The sequence below is a fragment of the Acinetobacter modestus genome (assembly GCF_014636095.1).
Lineage (GTDB): Bacteria > Pseudomonadota > Gammaproteobacteria > Pseudomonadales > Moraxellaceae > Acinetobacter > Acinetobacter modestus.
The window spans coordinates 303,010-319,877 of record NZ_BMDV01000003.1 but is presented as its reverse complement, the minus strand read 5'-3'; the positions used below and the strand labels follow the sequence as shown (position 1 = coordinate 319,877).

The 16,868-nt window shown below is 38.2% G+C and carries 19 protein-coding genes; 11 read left to right on the top strand and 8 right to left on the bottom strand.

Annotation, left to right across the window (positions count from 1 at the left end):
- The first annotated feature begins 3 nt into the window (after nucleotides 1-3).
- The gene (locus tag IEV17_RS09695) at nucleotides 4-579 is read left to right on the top strand and encodes a hypothetical protein (protein ID WP_004660250.1); all 576 of its coding nucleotides are present in this window, start codon (nucleotides 4-6) and stop codon (nucleotides 577-579) included.
- Nucleotides 580-624: 45 nt separating this feature from the next.
- On the opposite strand, the gene IEV17_RS09690 is transcribed toward IEV17_RS09695, so the two are convergent.
- The gene (locus IEV17_RS09690) at nucleotides 625-1,188 is read right to left on the bottom strand and encodes a hypothetical protein (protein WP_004660247.1); all 564 of its coding nucleotides are present in this window, start codon (nucleotides 1,186-1,188) and stop codon (nucleotides 625-627) included.
- Nucleotides 1,189-1,357: 169 nt separating this feature from the next.
- Here IEV17_RS09690 and IEV17_RS09685 point away from each other — a divergent pair, with 169 nt between their 5' ends.
- On the top strand, nucleotides 1,358-1,981 hold the full coding sequence (locus IEV17_RS09685; protein WP_004660243.1) for a class I SAM-dependent methyltransferase: 624 nt from the start codon (nucleotides 1,358-1,360) through the stop codon (nucleotides 1,979-1,981).
- A gap of 14 nt (nucleotides 1,982-1,995) precedes the next feature.
- Here IEV17_RS09685 and IEV17_RS09680 read toward each other — a convergent pair whose 3' ends face one another.
- Nucleotides 1,996-2,463: a Holliday junction resolvase-like protein gene (locus IEV17_RS09680; RefSeq protein WP_004660242.1), complete on the bottom strand. Its 468-nt coding sequence runs from the start codon at nucleotides 2,461-2,463 to the stop codon at nucleotides 1,996-1,998.
- A 128-nt stretch (nucleotides 2,464-2,591) separates the two neighbouring features.
- Here IEV17_RS09680 and IEV17_RS09675 point away from each other — a divergent pair, with 128 nt between their 5' ends.
- The 3 genes from IEV17_RS09675 (at nucleotide 2,592) to sodC (ending at nucleotide 5,141) form a co-directional block, all read left to right on the top strand.
- Complete coding sequence (locus tag IEV17_RS09675; protein WP_004660241.1) at nucleotides 2,592-3,236, top strand: ParA family protein; 645 nt, start codon at nucleotides 2,592-2,594, stop codon at nucleotides 3,234-3,236.
- A gap of 122 nt (nucleotides 3,237-3,358) precedes the next feature.
- Nucleotides 3,359-4,456, top strand: coding sequence for an AI-2E family transporter (locus tag IEV17_RS09670; protein WP_004660239.1), 1,098 nt, complete (start codon nucleotides 3,359-3,361; stop codon nucleotides 4,454-4,456).
- A gap of 103 nt (nucleotides 4,457-4,559) precedes the next feature.
- Nucleotides 4,560-5,141, top strand: a complete 582-nt coding sequence (gene sodC / locus IEV17_RS09665; RefSeq protein ID WP_004660237.1) for a superoxide dismutase family protein — start codon at nucleotides 4,560-4,562, stop codon at nucleotides 5,139-5,141.
- A gap of 95 nt (nucleotides 5,142-5,236) precedes the next feature.
- Here sodC and craA read toward each other — a convergent pair whose 3' ends face one another.
- Entirely contained in the window at nucleotides 5,237-6,466 is a 1,230-nt protein-coding gene (gene craA / locus IEV17_RS09660; RefSeq protein WP_171062400.1) for a chloramphenicol efflux MFS transporter CraA, read from the bottom strand.
- 349 nt (nucleotides 6,467-6,815) lie between these two features.
- Nucleotides 6,816-7,187: a hypothetical protein gene (locus IEV17_RS09655; RefSeq protein ID WP_004660233.1), complete on the bottom strand. Its 372-nt coding sequence runs from the start codon at nucleotides 7,185-7,187 to the stop codon at nucleotides 6,816-6,818.
- 181 nt (nucleotides 7,188-7,368) lie between these two features.
- Here IEV17_RS09655 and IEV17_RS09650 point away from each other — a divergent pair, with 181 nt between their 5' ends.
- The 3 genes from IEV17_RS09650 (at nucleotide 7,369) to IEV17_RS09640 (ending at nucleotide 9,267) form a co-directional block, all read left to right on the top strand.
- The gene (locus IEV17_RS09650; protein WP_004660231.1) at nucleotides 7,369-8,241 is read left to right on the top strand and encodes a DUF4349 domain-containing protein; all 873 of its coding nucleotides are present in this window, start codon (nucleotides 7,369-7,371) and stop codon (nucleotides 8,239-8,241) included.
- Between the two features lie 108 nt (nucleotides 8,242-8,349).
- Entirely contained in the window at nucleotides 8,350-8,940 is a 591-nt protein-coding gene (locus IEV17_RS09645) for an NAD(P)H-dependent oxidoreductase (protein ID WP_004660230.1), read from the top strand.
- A gap of 12 nt (nucleotides 8,941-8,952) precedes the next feature.
- Nucleotides 8,953-9,267, top strand: coding sequence for a putative quinol monooxygenase (locus IEV17_RS09640; RefSeq protein WP_004660228.1), 315 nt, complete (start codon nucleotides 8,953-8,955; stop codon nucleotides 9,265-9,267).
- 301 nt (nucleotides 9,268-9,568) lie between these two features.
- Here the strand turns inward: IEV17_RS09640 and IEV17_RS09635 are convergent, their stop codons facing one another.
- From IEV17_RS09635 to IEV17_RS09625, 3 genes are all read right to left on the bottom strand, one after another.
- Nucleotides 9,569-10,333: a nucleotidyltransferase domain-containing protein gene (locus IEV17_RS09635; protein WP_004660227.1), complete on the bottom strand. Its 765-nt coding sequence runs from the start codon at nucleotides 10,331-10,333 to the stop codon at nucleotides 9,569-9,571.
- Between the two features lie 98 nt (nucleotides 10,334-10,431).
- Nucleotides 10,432-11,136, bottom strand: coding sequence for a hypothetical protein (locus IEV17_RS09630; RefSeq protein WP_004660225.1), 705 nt, complete (start codon nucleotides 11,134-11,136; stop codon nucleotides 10,432-10,434).
- A 173-nt stretch (nucleotides 11,137-11,309) separates the two neighbouring features.
- Entirely contained in the window at nucleotides 11,310-12,719 is a 1,410-nt protein-coding gene (locus IEV17_RS09625; protein ID WP_004660224.1) for a D-2-hydroxyglutarate dehydrogenase, read from the bottom strand.
- A 357-nt stretch (nucleotides 12,720-13,076) separates the two neighbouring features.
- On the opposite strand from IEV17_RS09625, the gene serA reads away from it, so the two are divergent.
- The 3 genes from serA (at nucleotide 13,077) to IEV17_RS09610 (ending at nucleotide 16,252) form a co-directional block, all read left to right on the top strand.
- Nucleotides 13,077-14,309, top strand: coding sequence for a phosphoglycerate dehydrogenase (serA, locus tag IEV17_RS09620; protein WP_004660223.1), 1,233 nt, complete (start codon nucleotides 13,077-13,079; stop codon nucleotides 14,307-14,309).
- A gap of 115 nt (nucleotides 14,310-14,424) precedes the next feature.
- Nucleotides 14,425-15,294 (top strand): EamA family transporter, encoded by an 870-nt coding sequence (locus IEV17_RS09615; protein ID WP_004660222.1) that lies wholly within the window; start codon nucleotides 14,425-14,427, stop codon nucleotides 15,292-15,294.
- A gap of 91 nt (nucleotides 15,295-15,385) precedes the next feature.
- Nucleotides 15,386-16,252, top strand: coding sequence for an EamA family transporter (locus tag IEV17_RS09610; protein ID WP_004660221.1), 867 nt, complete (start codon nucleotides 15,386-15,388; stop codon nucleotides 16,250-16,252).
- A 37-nt stretch (nucleotides 16,253-16,289) separates the two neighbouring features.
- Here IEV17_RS09610 and IEV17_RS09605 read toward each other — a convergent pair whose 3' ends face one another.
- Nucleotides 16,290-16,736 (bottom strand): hemerythrin domain-containing protein, encoded by a 447-nt coding sequence (locus IEV17_RS09605; protein ID WP_004660220.1) that lies wholly within the window; start codon nucleotides 16,734-16,736, stop codon nucleotides 16,290-16,292.
- Nucleotides 16,737-16,868: the final 132 nt, after the last annotated feature.

Below are 16,868 nucleotides of genomic sequence, written 5' to 3'. Positions count from 1 at the left end.
TCTATGACCTTTAAATTTAAAACCACGATTGCACTCAGTTGCCTGATCAGCTCTACACTATTACTGAGTGCTTGTAACAAAGACCCCAAAGCCCCCTCTCCACAAGAACAGCAAACTCAAAATTCTAATGATGCGATTGGTCAGCTTAAACAAATCCCTATTAAACAGTTCCCTACAACAGCTGACGATGCGCATGATATTGCGATTCTAGATGACTATGACCGTCGTTTTACCGAAATGAGCGACAGCATGGAAATAGAGCTGGCGAAGATGAAAGAAGCCAATACGCTCACTCCAGCGTTTGAACAGCAACGCCAAAAAGATAATGTTCAATCGGCACTGAATATGCTGAAAGAGTTAGAACTTAAAACAGAACAAGGTCGATATATTCAAGGACTTTTATATGAATACTGGGATAATCAAGCCAAAGTACTCGAGCAAAGCACCTTAACGAGTACCACAGAAAATACTGATACGGCTAAACAAGTTGATCATTTAAATGAATATCTACATGCGCAAAGCCAACTACACCATTGGAAAAGTTCCCAACCAACAGAAATTAAAAAGGCTAGTGAGTGATATAAAACATTGAGGGTCATACGACCCTCTCTTATTTCAACAAGATTAGATTTTTTGTTTTTCTATCCACTGAATTGAATTAACACGGAATAACTCACATGCTCCATCACCTGTATCCGTAGGTGTTAGAGAAGATCGCCAAACCAAATCTTTATCCCGAATTTCAACCAACTCACCTTTCAACTGCACCAAATCCCCACGCTTCACTTGTTTGATTTGCTGGGCAATTTCAGGATTTGCGGGAATAATATGCATATTGGAAACCATTTGCATGGCTTGATTTGCAGGAACAGGTAGCTTATCTATTTTCCAATTCAAATAGCGGTCATATTGATTTACTGAGATTTTACGTGCAATCTCGGGCTTGGCAAACAAACCCCAACTCACGGCATAATCAATCGGAGAAAATTTTGCTTGTTCGTCATCTTGGTACATTTTAGAACCAAGAATACGGAAGTTGCCATAAAAAGGCTGTAACACCGAAATAGACTGATCCTTTGCGATCGGCGATAAACCATTGGCAATGTTATATTCTATTCCGCTGGTCGATGCATGTGCCTGCCCAAGCATAACCACCATGCCTAAACTCATCCATAGACGTTTTTTCATGGCTCATCACCCTCAAAATCTAACTAAATTCTTAGAAAAGCGTATCTCTTCATAGTATGCTTAGATGATGAAAAAAATTACTTTTTTTAGTAACAATCAAACTTACTTTAGTCATATTTTTGTGGCTTTGTTACTGATTTCTCTAATCTGAATCAACGAATGGATCTCTATGATTTATCAATTCTATCAACGTCGAGTTTTCCCACATTTACTCAACCAAGTCATGCAGACTGCAAGTCTAATGGATAAGCGTCGTGAATTATTGGTTCCTATCGAAGGTGAAGTCCTCGAAATAGGTTTTGGTACAGGTTTAAATATTCCTTTCTATGGCAATATTGACTCACTTTATGCTTTGGAACCCAATCCAGACATTTATCATCTTGCTGTTGAACGAGTTCAGCATGCGCCTTTTTATATTAAGCATGTACAATCTAGCGCAGAGAAACTTCCATTCGCCGATGCAAGTTTAGATCATATTGTTTCCACATGGACACTCTGTAGCATTCCAAAACTTGATGTCGCCTTAGCAGAAATTTATCGAGTGTTGAAACCTACAGGCACCTTTCATTTAATTGAACATGTGAAACATCCTGATTCGATCAAATTACAATCCTTACAGACCCTACTCACTCCGATACAAAAAAGGATTGGAGATGGATGCCATCTCAATCGCGATATTGAACGACACCTTGCACAAGCTAAATTTAAATTTCTTGAAAAAGAATATTTTGATGCAGATGGTATTCCTGCGATTGCACAAAAAATGCTATTGGCTCGCGTGCAAAAGTTATAAATTCAAAGCAGTCATTAATTTTCAAAATCAATTCTTAGCGTTTCAAAACGAATACGTCCTTCACGTACTGCTTGAGCAATTGCCTGCTGTCCTTTGCTCAAGCGCGCACCACCACTTTTAATATCAAGTAGAATCACCTCAATATCGTCCGCAGTCCCATCACCATCACGAAAATCGGTATAGCCATCAAAAACCACGTAATCGACAGGATCACCGAGAAATTTTGCATCACTGGGTAAATACTGAAATTCAGGTAAAATCGGCGCAAACTGTTCTGCCATTTTTCCTTTTAATACCGCACGACTGGTATTTACACTACGTTTCTGCGCATCTCGTAAAGCTTGCTTATGTTCTAATTCTAATTCAGCAATATATTTTTCATATTCCGCCTGAATACGACCATTCCGCGTATTGGATAAAATTAGTGTGGTAATCACAACACCAATGCAGCCACCAATTAACATTGCAAGCCAAACCGACATAAAACTTTCCTTTTTCTGAATCTGCTATTTAACTGCAACATTAAACTTTTGTCATGTGTCACACACTCTACTGAAAAAGATGCTAAGGTATAGTTGAATACAAAACGCTTGTTAAAAAATCTAATTTCATGAAGACAATATTAATTGCAAATCAAAAAGGTGGCTGTGGTAAAACCATGACCGCCATTACGCTTGCCGCAGCACTCTCACAAAAGGGCTATAAAGTCGCGTTAGCTGATGCTGATAACCAAAAATCATCATTACAATGGTTAAAACAACGCCCTGAAACTGTTGCTGCTATTCAAAGCCTCGACTGGAGGCATGAAAAATCAATTGGTGATGCACCTAAACATCTCGATTATTTAATCATTGATGCCCCAGGTGCACTGTCAGGTGAGCATGCAGAACAATTGGTCAGCGAAGCCCATGCCATTGTGACTCCTTTACAGCCCTCATTCTTTGATATTGATAGTACGCGTCGTTTCCTAAAACATTTACAAGACATCAAACGTATACGTAAAGGAAAAGTACAAATTCTGTTGATTGCCAATCGCGTGAAAGCGAATAGCTCTAGTTCAAAAGACATTCAGGACTTCTTTAATAAGATTGAACAAGAGCCTGTCGCATGGATTTCAGAACGTAGTGCTTATGGCACGTTGGCCATGCAAGGTTTAAGTATTTTTGATAAGCCACAGAAAAACTTCGTTAGTATTCAAAGCCAATGGCAACCCGTTCTGAATCAGTTAGTCGATGATCCGAGTGAATGGTTTTAAGCTTTGCAAAGAAAGGTAATCTTTTGATATTGAATCTTTAAATAAGGAAATGAAAATTTCCCTAAACTAGTTTTTCAGTTAATATGGTTTGACTTATCTGCTAGTACTAGAGAAATATTATCGTGCAACAATACGCCCCAACATTACAACGCGTTTTGCTGTTTGGACTATTTTTTGTCTTAATGTTCCTCGGATTCAGTATCCTTAAATACTTTATCGTTCCTGTTCTTTGGGCAGCGATTATTGCTTATATGACATGGCCTGTTTATTTATGGGTACAACGTCGTTTTTTTGGTGAAAATCGACCAACGCTAAATGCAACGATCATGATTACGTTAGTCATTTTAGTAATTGGGGTTCCCTTTATTTGTGCCATTTTCATGCTGCAACTCGAAGGCCGAAATTTATATTTTAATTTACAAAAACAATTATTCTCAGGTCATATTCAAGTCCCCGAATTTATTAAAACACTACCAATTGTCGGTAAAGATATCAGTCGTACAGTCAATGAATTAAGTGCCGATCCGAATAGTATTGCGAAGAATGTTGCCGAATGGATACAAGGTCATTTGAGCTATGGTCGTTTTGTACTGAGCGAGATTAGTCGAAATTTAGTTAAACTGACCTTTGCAATCATGACGCTGTTCTTTTTCTATCGTGATGGGCAAATGATTTTGTCTCAAGTGAGTCGCGCCTTAGAAAAGATCATTGGTCCTCGCGTACATCATTATCTAGAAACCATTTCAGAAACAACACGCGCTGTAGTATATGGTGTGGGGTTAACTGCTGTGGCACAAGCCATTTTAGCGGGTCTCAGTTACTTTGTAGCAGGTGTGCCTAACCCAATGCTGCTCACCATGGTGACTTTTATTTTGGCCTTAATTCCATTTGGAACTCCCATCTCCTATTTAGGGGTTGGTTTATGGCTATTTGCTCAAGGACAAACTGTCGAAGCAATTGGTGTGATTACATGGGGTGTCTTAATTGTAAGTAGCTCAGATAATGTGATTCGACCTTTAGTTATCTCAGGCGCAACCCAAATTCCATTCATTTTAATTATGTTTGGTGTGCTAGGAGGAATCGCAAGTTTTGGTTTAGTGGGCTTATTTATTGGTCCAGTCATCTTAGCTATTTTATTGGCGATCTGGCGTGAATGGTTACATGAAAATGTTCAGGAGCCAATCGCTGCTATTGAAGCGCCACCTGAAACAAAGTCGTAATTTATTTACACGACTTACCATTTAATCTTACTGACAACTTGCGAGTTATCCCATACTTTGTTTGAATCAAACAAATAAAGATGATAGATAAGGATAATTTGCAATGATTTCAACGGTACAAAATTCTTGTCTTCTGACAAGTTTAGTTTTGATGATGAGTGCGTGTTCGTCTATTAACTTAGACAACAATGCATCTAAAATTCAAACACAGCCAACGACAACAGATCAGAAACAACTCATACAAGTTTACCAAGTCGATGCCAAAGGTGTAGGTGCATCGATTGGAACAGTAACATTTAAGCAAACAGCAAAAGGTTTATTAATTACTCCTGCACTTTGGAAACTTTCCCCAGGTGAACATGGTTTTCATATCCATGAAAACGGCTCATGTGAAGCAGCATTAAAGGATGGCAAAATGGGAGCTGCCCTTGCTGCCGGTAGTCACTTCAACCCAGATCATATTGCCAATCATGGTACACCTGAGAATGGGCATTTAGGTGACTTACCTGTGTTGGTGGTCAATAATAAAGGTTTTGCGGTTACACCCGTCATTGCTCCTCGCCTAAAACTTTCAGATATTCAAGGTCGTGCGATCATGATTCATGCGGGTGGAGATAATTATTCAGATACACCCAAGCCTTTAGGTGGTGGTGGCGAGCGAATTGCCTGCGGTGTTATTCAATAATAAAAGCACTGTGGGTATCTAAAAAGATATCCACAGTTTCGTAGATATTTTATGCAGCTACAAATGACTACGCCACTGGTTCAGCATATTATTCACTAATTGATACCCTCGGCTTTACGTTCTTGCATCACTTGTTTGAGTACAGCTCTTGGTTGCATAAACCAAAAACCGATCAAACTGACACTCGTTAAAGCAAAAGCCCAAATATGGAAATGCGTATAAAGTACACGCACCAATTCTATAATCACAAAGAAACTCATCATCAATAGCATTGAAACAGCCGCAGCGACTGTCCCTTTGGATACTTCTGAAGACATTAATGCAAAACGATATAAAACTGAAAAACTAATCCCTTCTCCTAAGCTTATTAAGGTCATACCCATCAATAAACACGGCACTAGATAAGTTTGCCAAATCACACCTAATACCAGAAATAAGGTTCCAAGCAACATAATGGGTAGACCCATCAAAATCGTTTTACCTAGAGGAAAACGATCAATAATCTTAATCAGAATGATATTTCCCGCAATAAGCCCGAAAAATATAGGAAATTGCGCTAAACCATATTGCACACTACTGAGCTTCAACTCATCGACCAAGATAATGGGTGACAGCGCAATCCACAACATTAATGGCATCCCAACCAAAGGTAAAGCAATGCTTAATCCTAAGAAACGGCGATTGGTGAATACTTTTTTAAAATCATCAAAAATATAAATAAAAGGTTGTCTAGCTCGACGCTCTTGAGTTGCTGGCATAAATTTATTTAGACCAAACCAACTCAGGAATGAAACGATTGCAATTGCAACAAAACCCCAATGCCAAGAGACATAATCAATCAGAAATGCACCAAGAACAGGCCCAAGTAATGGTGCAAGCAATGAGATATTGGCCATTAATGCCATCACTTTAATGGCATCACGTTCCTCAAACGTTTCCTGAATTGCAGCATAACCCACTGCCGAAATGACCGTAAGACCAATTCCCTGTAAGAAACGTAAAGTCAGGAATTGTTGAATATTCTGCGTCAATAAAATCAGCAAACAACAGATGGTAAAGAAAGCTACGCCTGCCAATAATACTTTCTTACGTCCAAGACGGTCTGAAAGAGGTCCAAGCAACCAAGCAACGCTTGCTCCACCCAATAAATAAAAAGACATGGAAGATGGTGCCCATGTTGCACTAACACCGAATTGTTCCGTAATTGCCAACATTGCTGGCTGAATTAAGTCATTACCGATATATACTGAAAATTCGAATAGCACTAAAGCTAATGGAAACATGAGCGTTATACGGTTTAACGTCATGCTTTGATTGTTCGTCATCATGTTCTATTCACAAAAATAACCAATTCGCGTGCATTCCATTTCCTTGAAAAAAAGAAAATAGATTCCGCACCACGTCATTTTATGGTTCTGATTTAAATTAAATTTTGATTTTCATGCAGTGAGAGCGCATGTAATAAATGTGAAAACACCGTATTCACAAGGTGTATAAATTGCGTGAGATTCGTAAATATTTTACCTATCGTAAAAATTTACAAGCGCAACTTTAGCACTTTTTAAAAATGCCTGCAATTTAAGCAATAAAAGGAATTGTGTGGATATGTGAATAACCTAAAAGTTATCCACATTTTTGTTTGGTTTTTATTCATCGTCAATTTATCAATGCGATTCAGGAACACAATTCAAACTGGAATTTATTGGTATTGTCCCCTCTCGCACACTGATAGCTTTGTTTTTTATTTACAATCTTCCAGACTTCTTGATCACGCTTTAACTCATATTCGGTACGAATAGCTGCAACAGAATCATCTAATTGGGCTTGCTCAACAGTGATTTCCGCATCTGTTGGGTTTTCTGCACGATTAAACTGCTGATCAATTTTGAGATTAGTTTCATCATGAAATAAATTTGGTTGATCGAGTAAAACCGCATGTATTGCCGTACTTTTTTGTACCGCTGCTTGTTGCTGTGACTGTGCAATCGGCTGATTACATGCGGCTAAAAATAAGCTACACCCTAAAACCATCCAAATTTTATACATTTTGTACCTTTCCTATTTACCACATGCATTTATGCTACTATGCAAAACTGGATTTCAAAGCAACAAAATGTATGTGACTTATAAGAGATTTGTTGTATTTATCAATCATTTGAACATCATCACAAGTCACTAAAAAAACAAATTTTATAACATGAACATCACCACAGATTAGGCATCAGCAATGTCAGATTTAGCAAAAAAATTAGTAATTATTTTAGTCGTCAGTAGTACGATTGTCGGCTGTTCGAAAAAAGAAGAAGGTGCTGCAAGCGATGCATCTGTAGCGACAGAAAGTGCAGCGCCCAATAGTGAAACAATTCGAGCAAATGCAGCAAAAAATCCTGAACAGCTAGTAAGCACACAACAAAGTGCTCTCGAACAAAATCGGCAATTAATTAAAAGTGCTGAATTGAAATTTGAAGTGAACGATGTATTAAAAACCACATCTATACTTGAGCAACAGTTATTGCAATACAATGGCTATATTGAGAATAAGCAAATTGACTATCAAGTGAGTGACCGTTCTCAACATGATCGTATCGATGGAACCGTGGATATTTATGAAAAAATCACGCCGACGGTACAACTGATAGTACGTATTCCAAATGATCAGGTGACAACATTTCTAAATCATTTACTGCCTTTAATGCTGAACTTTAATACACAAAGCTACGAAGCAAAACGTTATGAATTAAAACTTTTAGAAGAGAAACTCAATACAGCGAACCAAAATAATAGTGCATCTAATGCAGTAAACAATCAATTACAACTGCTCACTGATTTAGAAGTGAAAGATCGCCTAGCATATAGCACCATTCGTTTAGAATTTTTCCAACAGCCAAAAGTGCGTAAGAGTCACGACCTCAATATTCATCGTATTGCATCACTAGACAGCGATCCATTACTCACCCGAATAGCCGAAGCATTCAAAATCGGACTATCATATTTTAAAGAAACGCTCATATGGTTGATCCAATTTTGGGCGTTTTATATAGTGATTATTGCAATTTGGTTGATCCGTAAAGCCTATAAAACACGAAAACAGAAGCCATAATTATTGATTTTTAGTCAATAGTATTTTGCTTATTTATACATTTTTACTCATGAATAGATTCTCTAAAATGTGTCCAAGTTTTAGAAATCTATTTTTGAGTTTAATTTTATGAGCAATATTTTAATTATTAATGGCGCTAAACAATTCGCTCACTCGAATGGTGAATTGAATGACACCTTAACCGATTTTTCCGAATCACATTTAAAAACCTTAGGTCATACGGTACAAGTAACACGTACCGACAGTGACTATGACATCCAAGCCGAAATTGAAAAATATTTATGGGCAGATGTAGTGATCTATCAGATGCCAGGCTGGTGGATGGGTGCGCCATGGACAATGAAAAAATACGTTGATGATATCTTTACCATTGGTCATGGTTCACTTTATGCCAACGATGGACGTAGCCGTTCTGATGCTTCTAAAAAGTATGGTTCAGGTGGCTTGATTCAAGGTAAAAAATACATGTTGTCGTTGACATGGAACGCACCAATGGAAGCGTTCACTGATCCTGACCAATTCTTTCACGGCGTGGGTGTAGATGGCGTGTATTTACCTTTCCATAAAGCTAATCAATTCTTGGGTATGGAATCATTACCTACATTTATTGTGAATGATGTAATCAAAATGCCTGATGTCCCAAGCTACATCGAAGCTTATAAAGCACATTTAGATCAGCTTTTTGCGACTGCCCATTAAGAGAGAAATACTATGTTGACAATTATTGCAGAAATTCAGACACATGCAGGTGCAGAACACCGCCAAGCAGTCTTAGATGCATTCCAAAAAATCATTCCAACTGTATTGGCAGAAGAAGGCTGTCATAGCTATACCCCATTGATTGATCACCTGCCAGCGATTGCTATGCAGACGCAAGATGAAAATAGCATTATGATGTTAGAACAATGGAAAAGCAAAGCTCATCTCGAAGCACATATGCAAACGGCACATATGTTGAAGCATTTTGAAGCGACCAAAGCGCATGTGGCTAATGTCAAAGTGCGTATTTTGGAAAGCGAAATTTAACCGATAAAACTGTTAACCTGAGTTCGAAAATAATATGATACTCGGAAAGGTCATCTGCAACTGTTTGAGACAGGACTTCATTAATAAAAGGATGTTTCTGCGATTTATTAAACTAGTTGATGGTAGTCAACGAGTTTTGCGGATGACAATGCCTTTGCCTACTTTGGGCGAAACCAAAGTAGGGCGAGCCGCAGGCTGATCCTAAAATTAGATGAGCACTCGGCAAGACCCCGCCAAGATAATTATTTTTCAATGAATTGGAAAATATATAAGTCCAACCAAGATGGTGAGTAAAAAAATTTTACTGATAATAATGCTGCTTTAAATGACGACTATATTCCGTTAAATAACGCTCTAAGCCCTCTCGACGATCAGCTTTTTGCATTTCTTTAGCAGTTAATTGCTCAATTTTGGTTTCCAATAAATTTAGAATTGCTGCTTGTTCCGCTTCAGGTAGTTGGGCTTTTTCTTTCTGCTGTTTTTTAATTTCCAAATAATCTTCTGCCCAATGACGTAATGGATCATGCTCAGAGACTTGCGCAAATAAATCAGTAATCAATAATTCAGGCATGACTTCTTGAGTTGCTAACTCTGCCGACATCAAACCACGGATCGAATAAAATACTTTTTTATAAGTAAAATTATCCACAGTTTGCATTACTTTCATCCCGCCTTTTGCCAGCGATAAGTAGTGATGATATAGCGCACTATAGTCAATTCGCTCAAGTAATCCATCTCGAAAGCTTTGCCATTCTGGAAAAGCATTAAAATAAACGATATGTGCTCTGACCCATTCCAAAACCGTTGGGTTACTTTTTGCAAGTAATCCAAACATTTTATCAAGATCATATGAAACGAAATCGAAATCCCCATCCATGATTTCAATTAGATCACGATACTTTTTATAGTCAAAATACTGGTCTTTACTCGGCAAATGAAAACCGCGCACATCATAGTCACTGTCAGGGCTCGCCATACCCCATAAACGGCTACCACTTTCGATATAAAATAATGGAATATCTTGGCGATGTTGAAACAGTTTTTCGATTTCGTGATGGATGTTCATGTTAATTTTACTTCTATTTAAAAAAGTGCACTTATGAAAATACACTTTTTATTTAGCTTTTAATAAATTTGCATAACCTTAATAATTCTTAAGCTTACCTAACCTTTAAAATTATTAAGAATCGTATTATCGGGATTCGTCTGTTGATACCCTCCACCATTATCAACTGTACGATCATAAGCGGTATTTCCGTCACCATCTCGCCAATACCCATCAACTTGAGTACCAGATGATGTTGTATACCCTTCTACATGGTGCGGGTTTACAAAATGTGTATTATCTAGATTGTTCCCTTCTACAGCTATATCCGAAGAAGGCGGAATATCAGTGGAATCACCAACGATACTAGTAACACCTGCGACCTCTAGAACCCCAACAGATAAAATAGCTGCTCCACCAATGATTGCAACCTCTTTCAGTGCTGATTTAGCTTTATCCATATCTTCATTGATAACAGCCTCAAAAACATCACCAACTTTATTGGCAGTCACAACAACTCCCCCAACCACACCTTTTGCTGTTGTTACAACAGTATTCCCTAATTGAGAAAGTCCTTGATCTCGCATTTGAGGATTATCATCTAATAAACCTTCTGTTGTCTTGCCAATTCCTGTAGATAGATGATTAAGAATTTTACCTGTTTGATGTGTTGATTCTTTAGCCAAAACCCCTACTTGTTTGAGTGATTCTGCACCTGTTATATCTGAAATAACACCACATGCACCGTTAATGGCTTCACCAGTTAATTTAGCAGTGCCTTCCACAATTTCTCCAAATCCTTTAAAGAATTTTGAAATACTCATATTTTATTATCCTCATTAATTTTATAATTTATTGAAGAATTAAAAAAATTAATTCAATTAATATTTTACCCTACAAATGGTTTTTTATAAATTCTATATAAGAAAAACCGCAATATACAATTAAATATATTGCGGTTTTTTTGATTTAAAACATCAATTAATTATATAGCTTCTTAAAGATCAAATAATTTTCCTGGGTTCATAATTCCATTCGGATCAAATGCCAACTTCAATGCTTTCATATATTCAATTTCTTCAGGCGAACGTGAATACTCCAAATATGGCTTCTTGGTCATCCCCACACCATGCTCGGCAGAGATCGAACCATCATATTTTTTCACGGTCTCAAACACATATTTATTCACCACCTGACACTTGGCAAAGAATTCATCTTTGGTCAGATTTTCAGGTTTTAGAATATTTAAGTGCAAATTACCATCACCAATATGACCAAACCAGCAGATTTCAAAGTCTGGATAGTTATCTGCAACGATCGCATCAATTTCCGCAATAAACGCAGGCACATGGGTAATTAACACGGAAATATCATTTTTATATGGCGTAAACGGTGCAATCGATTCTGAAATATCTTCACGTAAACGCCATAAGCTTTGAGCTTGTTCTAAGCTTTGGCTCATCACACCATCAATCACCCAACCCTGTTCCATGCAATGTTCAAAAATTTGCATGGCTTTGTCCATGATTGGCTCATATGGTGCTTCAAATTCGAGTAACACATAGAACGGGCAAGTTGTGTCAAATGGACGTTGTACATGACCACGATCCAACACTTTTTGCATTGCCACTTCGCCAAAGAATTCGAATGCAGTTAAGTCGATTTCTTTTTGAAAAGCATGTAATACAGGCATTACCGCTTCAAAGTCAGGCGTACCCAATACCATGACTTGTAAGTTTTGTGGCTTACGCTCAAGTTTAATCTCAGCCTCAGTCACTAAACCTAATGTGCCTTCACCACCGATAAACAAATGCTGTAATGCATAACCCGTCGCATTTTTAATCATGCCTTTGTTTAAACGTAAAATATCGCCTTTACCCGTCACAACTGTTAAGCCAAGCACCCAGTTACGTGTCATACCGTATTTGATGACTTTAATACCGCCTGCATTGGTTCCGATATTTCCACCAATTTGACTAGAACCTGTAGATGCAAAATCAACTGGGTAATACATGCCTTGTTGTTCGGCATAATTTTGCAATTGTTCAGTCACAACACCCGCTTGAACGCGAACTATACGATCTGCTGGCAAAAATTCCAAGATTTGATTCATCTTGTCGAAACTAATCACGATTTCGCCATTATTCGCCACAGCACCAGCCGATAAACCTGTACGACCACCCGATGGCGTAATCGCAACATTGAATTGATTGGCAAGTTTTACAATCGACTGAACTTGTTCAGTACTTGATGGAAAAACGATGACTGATGGGTTCGGATCAAAATGTTTAGTATGATCTCGTCCCCAATTTTCTAAACTGTCAGCATCGGTTTTAATACGGTTTTCACCTACAATTGCCGTCAATTGGGTCAATAATTCAGGTGTCAAAGCGACTGAAGCATTCATCGTTTACAGGCCTAGCAAGAAGTGAATATAGGGCTTTTGGATGACAATATAATATTTTTCAAAACCTTATAAACAAAGGTCTGGAAACATCCAAAATATAGAAACGCTAGCGAAAGCATCAAACTTTCAATAGATCAGTTTGATTATCGTATTTCTTTATTTTACATGTAAGCAAGCGAGGGATAAAGCACAGGATGGCAATAGTGTCATAACAAAATGTGTATAAACACTAAAATTCATTCGGAACTGAAAAATTCTCAACATTTATGCTGAGCTAATTTTAAACGAAATATCTATATCTCAAAGCTCTATGCTATGATACTGCAACTAAATTTTGGCCTTTGTAGCGGAGCCGTAATGAGCCAACATCTATCACTACCGAAAGACAAAATCCGTTTCCTTTTGTTAGAAGGTGTGCACCAAAATGCCATCGATACATTAAACGCTGCGGGTTATACCAACATCGACTACCACAAAACTGCACTTGAAGGTGAAGCTTTAAAAGAAGCGATCAAAGATGCTCATTTTGTTGGTATTCGTTCGCGTACTCAATTGACTGAAGAAATCTTTGAAGCAGCGAATAAATTGATTGCGGTAGGTTGTTTCTGTATCGGTACCAACCAAGTCGATTTAAAAGCAGCGATGTCTCGTGGTATCCCTGTTTTCAACGCACCATATTCAAATACACGTTCGGTTGCAGAATTGGTTCTTGCTGAAGCAATTTTATTACTTCGTCGTGTACCTGAGAAATCAAAAGATACACATGCAGGCGGTTGGAACAAATCTGCGGTTGGTTCTTTTGAAACGCGTGGTAAGACTCTAGGTATTATTGGTTACGGTTCAATTGGTTCACAACTTTCAGTTTTAGCTGAAAGTTTAGGTATGAAAGTTTGCTATTATGATGCGGTAACTAAATTACCGTTAGGTAATGCACGCCAAGTGGGTTCATTGGATGAGCTTTTAGAAACTGCTGATGTAGTTTCTTTACACGTTCCAGATGTTCCTTCTACACGTAACTTCTTCAAAAAAGAACAGTTCGCGAAAATGAAAGAAGGTTCGATCTTCATTAATGCTGCACGTGGTACATGTGTGATTATTGAAGATTTGGCAGATGCGATTAAATCTGGTCACATTGCTGGTGCAGCGGTCGACGTATTCCCGAAAGAACCAAAAGCGAATGGTGAAGAATTCCAGTCTCCACTTCGTGGCTTAGACAACGTGATTTTAACACCGCACGTGGGTGGTTCTACGATGGAAGCGCAAGCAAACATCGGTTTAGAAGTTGCTGAAAAATTCGTTGCATATTCAGATAAAGGTATGACACTTTCTGCGGTGAACTTCCCAGAAATTGCATTACCACTTTCTGACGGTCAACACCGTTTACTTCACATCCACAAAAACGTGCCAGGTGTGTTGTCTAAAATCAACACATTATTTGCTGAACAAGGCATCAACATCTCTGGTCAGTCTTTAATGACCAAAGGTGATATTGGTTATCTAGTTATGGATGTTGACGCATCTGCTTCTCAAGAAGCTCTTGATACCTTAAGCCAAGTTGAAGGCACAATTCGTGTACGTGTATTGTTCTAAGCTAAATTTAGAATAATCTATAAAAAGCCACAGCAATAGCTGTGGCTTTTTTATTCGCATTTGAATTATTATGTGAATAATATACCAATTTTTCAAATAATAAGTTGCTTCTCTAATGTTAAAAACCCCACTTCATGCCTTATTGTTGTTAATGATTGCCATGTTGTGTGTACAAGGAAGCGGTTCTTTAGCCAAAATTCTATTCCAAAGTTTTCCAGTTCTCACGGTCTCAGCCATACGTTTATGCTTTGGTGCAATCATCTTGGCATTGATTTTTAAGATTTGGACCATCAATTTTAAAGTGGTGCGTTGGAAAGCGATTCTTAGCTATGGTGTTGCACTTGCAGGCATGAATGCCCTGTTCTATTTATCGCTTGAACGTTTACCTTTGGGCTTAGCCGTAGCCTTTGAATTTATTGGGCCACTCAGTGTGGCGCTGTTTCATGCACGACAAAAATATGATTTCATCTGGGTCGGTTGTGCCATTCTTGGGTTGGTTCTGTTATTCCCTTTGCAACAAGCACAACAAGGTCTTGATTTAATCGGTGTTTGCTTTGCCATCGGTGCAGGTGCATGTTGGGCGCTGTATATTATTGCAGGTCAAAAACCATCAGGTATTTCTGGTAATCATACGGTTTGTTTAGGTATGAGTATTGGTATGCTGTGTTTATTGCCCTTCGCACTCGCTGGTGGTGCCATCGATCGAGTCTTTGAACTACCCAATTTATACTATTTTATTGGGCTTGCGATTTTAGCCAGTGCCTTACCTTTTACGCTAGAAATGATTGCATTACGAAGTTTAACCCCTCTAAGCTTTGGTACTTTGATGAGCTTAGAACCCGCTGTAGCAGCACTCTCAGGCTTCATCTTTTTGGGTGAAACTTTGCTTTGGAATCAATGGCTCGCTTTAGCAACGATTATAGTTGCATCGATCGGTTGTACTTTTACCACTCAACATGCTCGACAACAGAAAGAGGCTCAATAAAATGTCACCGTATGATCATAATGTCGTTTTCACAGCATATAATCATCGCGCCTATTTTTAGGTCTGTTTACTTTGATTTTGTAGATCTCCCATGAAAAATATTCAGTTGGTCGCTGTGCTATACATGGTTCTTTCCATGGTGGCTTATCAAATCAGTGCTTCATTTGCTAAACAACTGATTGCGACACTTGATCCACTTACAGTCACAATATTACGCCTATGTTTTGCGACTATTCTAGTTGCAGTCATGTTCCGCTCATGGAAAGTGATCGCTAAACTTAAATACCTAAAATGGCGAGATTTACTGCTATATAGCGCCTCTTTGGGCTGTATGAATATCTTGTTTTATAGCTCTTTAGGGAAGCTGCCTCAAGGCATTGCGGTCGGTTTAGAATTCATCGGCCCTCTTGGTTTAGCTTTACTTTCAATTAAGCAGCGTAGTGATTACATCTGGGTAGCTTTTGCCATCTTAGGAATTGCACTGATGGTACCTTGGCATGATACGAATACTGAGCATTTTTCTTATCTTGGCGCGGCGTGCGCTTTAGGTGCTGGATTATTTTGGGCATTTTATATTTATTTCGGACATCGAGTTGTGCAACAGAATATTGGTATGCATGCCTTAACCATCGCAATTGGTTTATCTGCCCTGACCTTACTTCCATTTGGTCTGTGGAGTAATGCACCTGCTCTACTCGACACTCAATATTGGAGTAAAGCTTTAGTCATTGCAATTCTAGCAACAGCTATTCCTTATGCACTCGATCTCATGGCACTAAAACGTTTAAGTAAACTCAGCTATGGTACGCTTTCAAGCCTTGCACCTGCGCTTGCTGCTTTAGCAGGACTCGTGTTACTGCATGAACAAATTAGCTTCATCCAGTGGATCGCACTTGCATGTATTATGATTGCATCGATTGGAGTGACCTTACGTGGGGAAAAATCTCAAACACAGTAAGAGCACTCCTTTCTGCTCATTCTCGTTATAACGAAAATTAGCTATCTGCATTTTTATATTTCTGATATTCAGTAAGATATTTTTTACCTAGTTTTTCCTTTTCATCATCCTCTAATATTTTTCCAGCCTGTTGGAAAAATTTATGTTCCTCTTCCTTTAAATGATGATGGACTTTTTCACTTAATTGTTTTGCTGTCGCTAACCAACTCGGATTACTCATATCAGTTTCTTCTAATTTTTCAACCAGTTCATCTATTTCATGATGCTCAGATAAAGCATGGCGGGTAATGTCTAAACCCACATCATCAAACATTAAAGGAATATATAAATAGCGGTCTTCGGCAACTGAATGCGCATAGAGTTCATTCTTAAGCTGTTTAAATAAATGTTCCCTTTCTTGAGTATGTCCGCTGGTCTGAATTAATCGTTCAGCTAAGTTACGTTGTTGTTCGTGGCTTTCTCTGAGTGCCTCAAATATATTCATTATTTACCTCTACGATGGCTAGCATAATCAACACTTACTTCAATTCTTTATCTAGTTGATCTGTTTGGCTGAGCCTTCATATTAAAAAATGACATTTTTTTAAACAGCGATGTTTGCGTAGGTTTTTGTATG

Coding starts and splice junctions, on each gene's coding strand:
- IEV17_RS09695 (WP_004660250.1), top strand. CDS start 4: ATGACCTTTAAATTTAAAACCACGATTGCACTCAGTTGCCTGATCAGC.
- IEV17_RS09690 (WP_004660247.1), bottom strand. CDS start 1,188: ATGAAAAAACGTCTATGGATGAGTTTAGGCATGGTGGTTATGCTTGGG.
- IEV17_RS09685 (WP_004660243.1), top strand. CDS start 1,358: ATGATTTATCAATTCTATCAACGTCGAGTTTTCCCACATTTACTCAAC.
- IEV17_RS09680 (WP_004660242.1), bottom strand. CDS start 2,463: ATGTCGGTTTGGCTTGCAATGTTAATTGGTGGCTGCATTGGTGTTGTG.
- IEV17_RS09675 (WP_004660241.1), top strand. CDS start 2,592: ATGAAGACAATATTAATTGCAAATCAAAAAGGTGGCTGTGGTAAAACC.
- sodC (WP_004660237.1), top strand. CDS start 4,560: ATGATTTCAACGGTACAAAATTCTTGTCTTCTGACAAGTTTAGTTTTG.
- craA (WP_171062400.1), bottom strand. CDS start 6,466: ATGACGAACAATCAAAGCATGACGTTAAACCGTATAACGCTCATGTTT.
- IEV17_RS09655 (WP_004660233.1), bottom strand. CDS start 7,187: ATGTATAAAATTTGGATGGTTTTAGGGTGTAGCTTATTTTTAGCCGCA.
- IEV17_RS09650 (WP_004660231.1), top strand. CDS start 7,369: ATGTCAGATTTAGCAAAAAAATTAGTAATTATTTTAGTCGTCAGTAGT.
- IEV17_RS09645 (WP_004660230.1), top strand. CDS start 8,350: ATGAGCAATATTTTAATTATTAATGGCGCTAAACAATTCGCTCACTCG.
- IEV17_RS09640 (WP_004660228.1), top strand. CDS start 8,953: ATGTTGACAATTATTGCAGAAATTCAGACACATGCAGGTGCAGAACAC.
- IEV17_RS09635 (WP_004660227.1), bottom strand. CDS start 10,333: ATGAACATCCATCACGAAATCGAAAAACTGTTTCAACATCGCCAAGAT.
- IEV17_RS09630 (WP_004660225.1), bottom strand. CDS start 11,136: ATGAGTATTTCAAAATTCTTTAAAGGATTTGGAGAAATTGTGGAAGGC.
- IEV17_RS09625 (WP_004660224.1), bottom strand. CDS start 12,719: ATGAATGCTTCAGTCGCTTTGACACCTGAATTATTGACCCAATTGACG.
- serA (WP_004660223.1), top strand. CDS start 13,077: ATGAGCCAACATCTATCACTACCGAAAGACAAAATCCGTTTCCTTTTG.
- IEV17_RS09615 (WP_004660222.1), top strand. CDS start 14,425: ATGTTAAAAACCCCACTTCATGCCTTATTGTTGTTAATGATTGCCATG.
- IEV17_RS09610 (WP_004660221.1), top strand. CDS start 15,386: ATGAAAAATATTCAGTTGGTCGCTGTGCTATACATGGTTCTTTCCATG.
- IEV17_RS09605 (WP_004660220.1), bottom strand. CDS start 16,736: ATGAATATATTTGAGGCACTCAGAGAAAGCCACGAACAACAACGTAAC.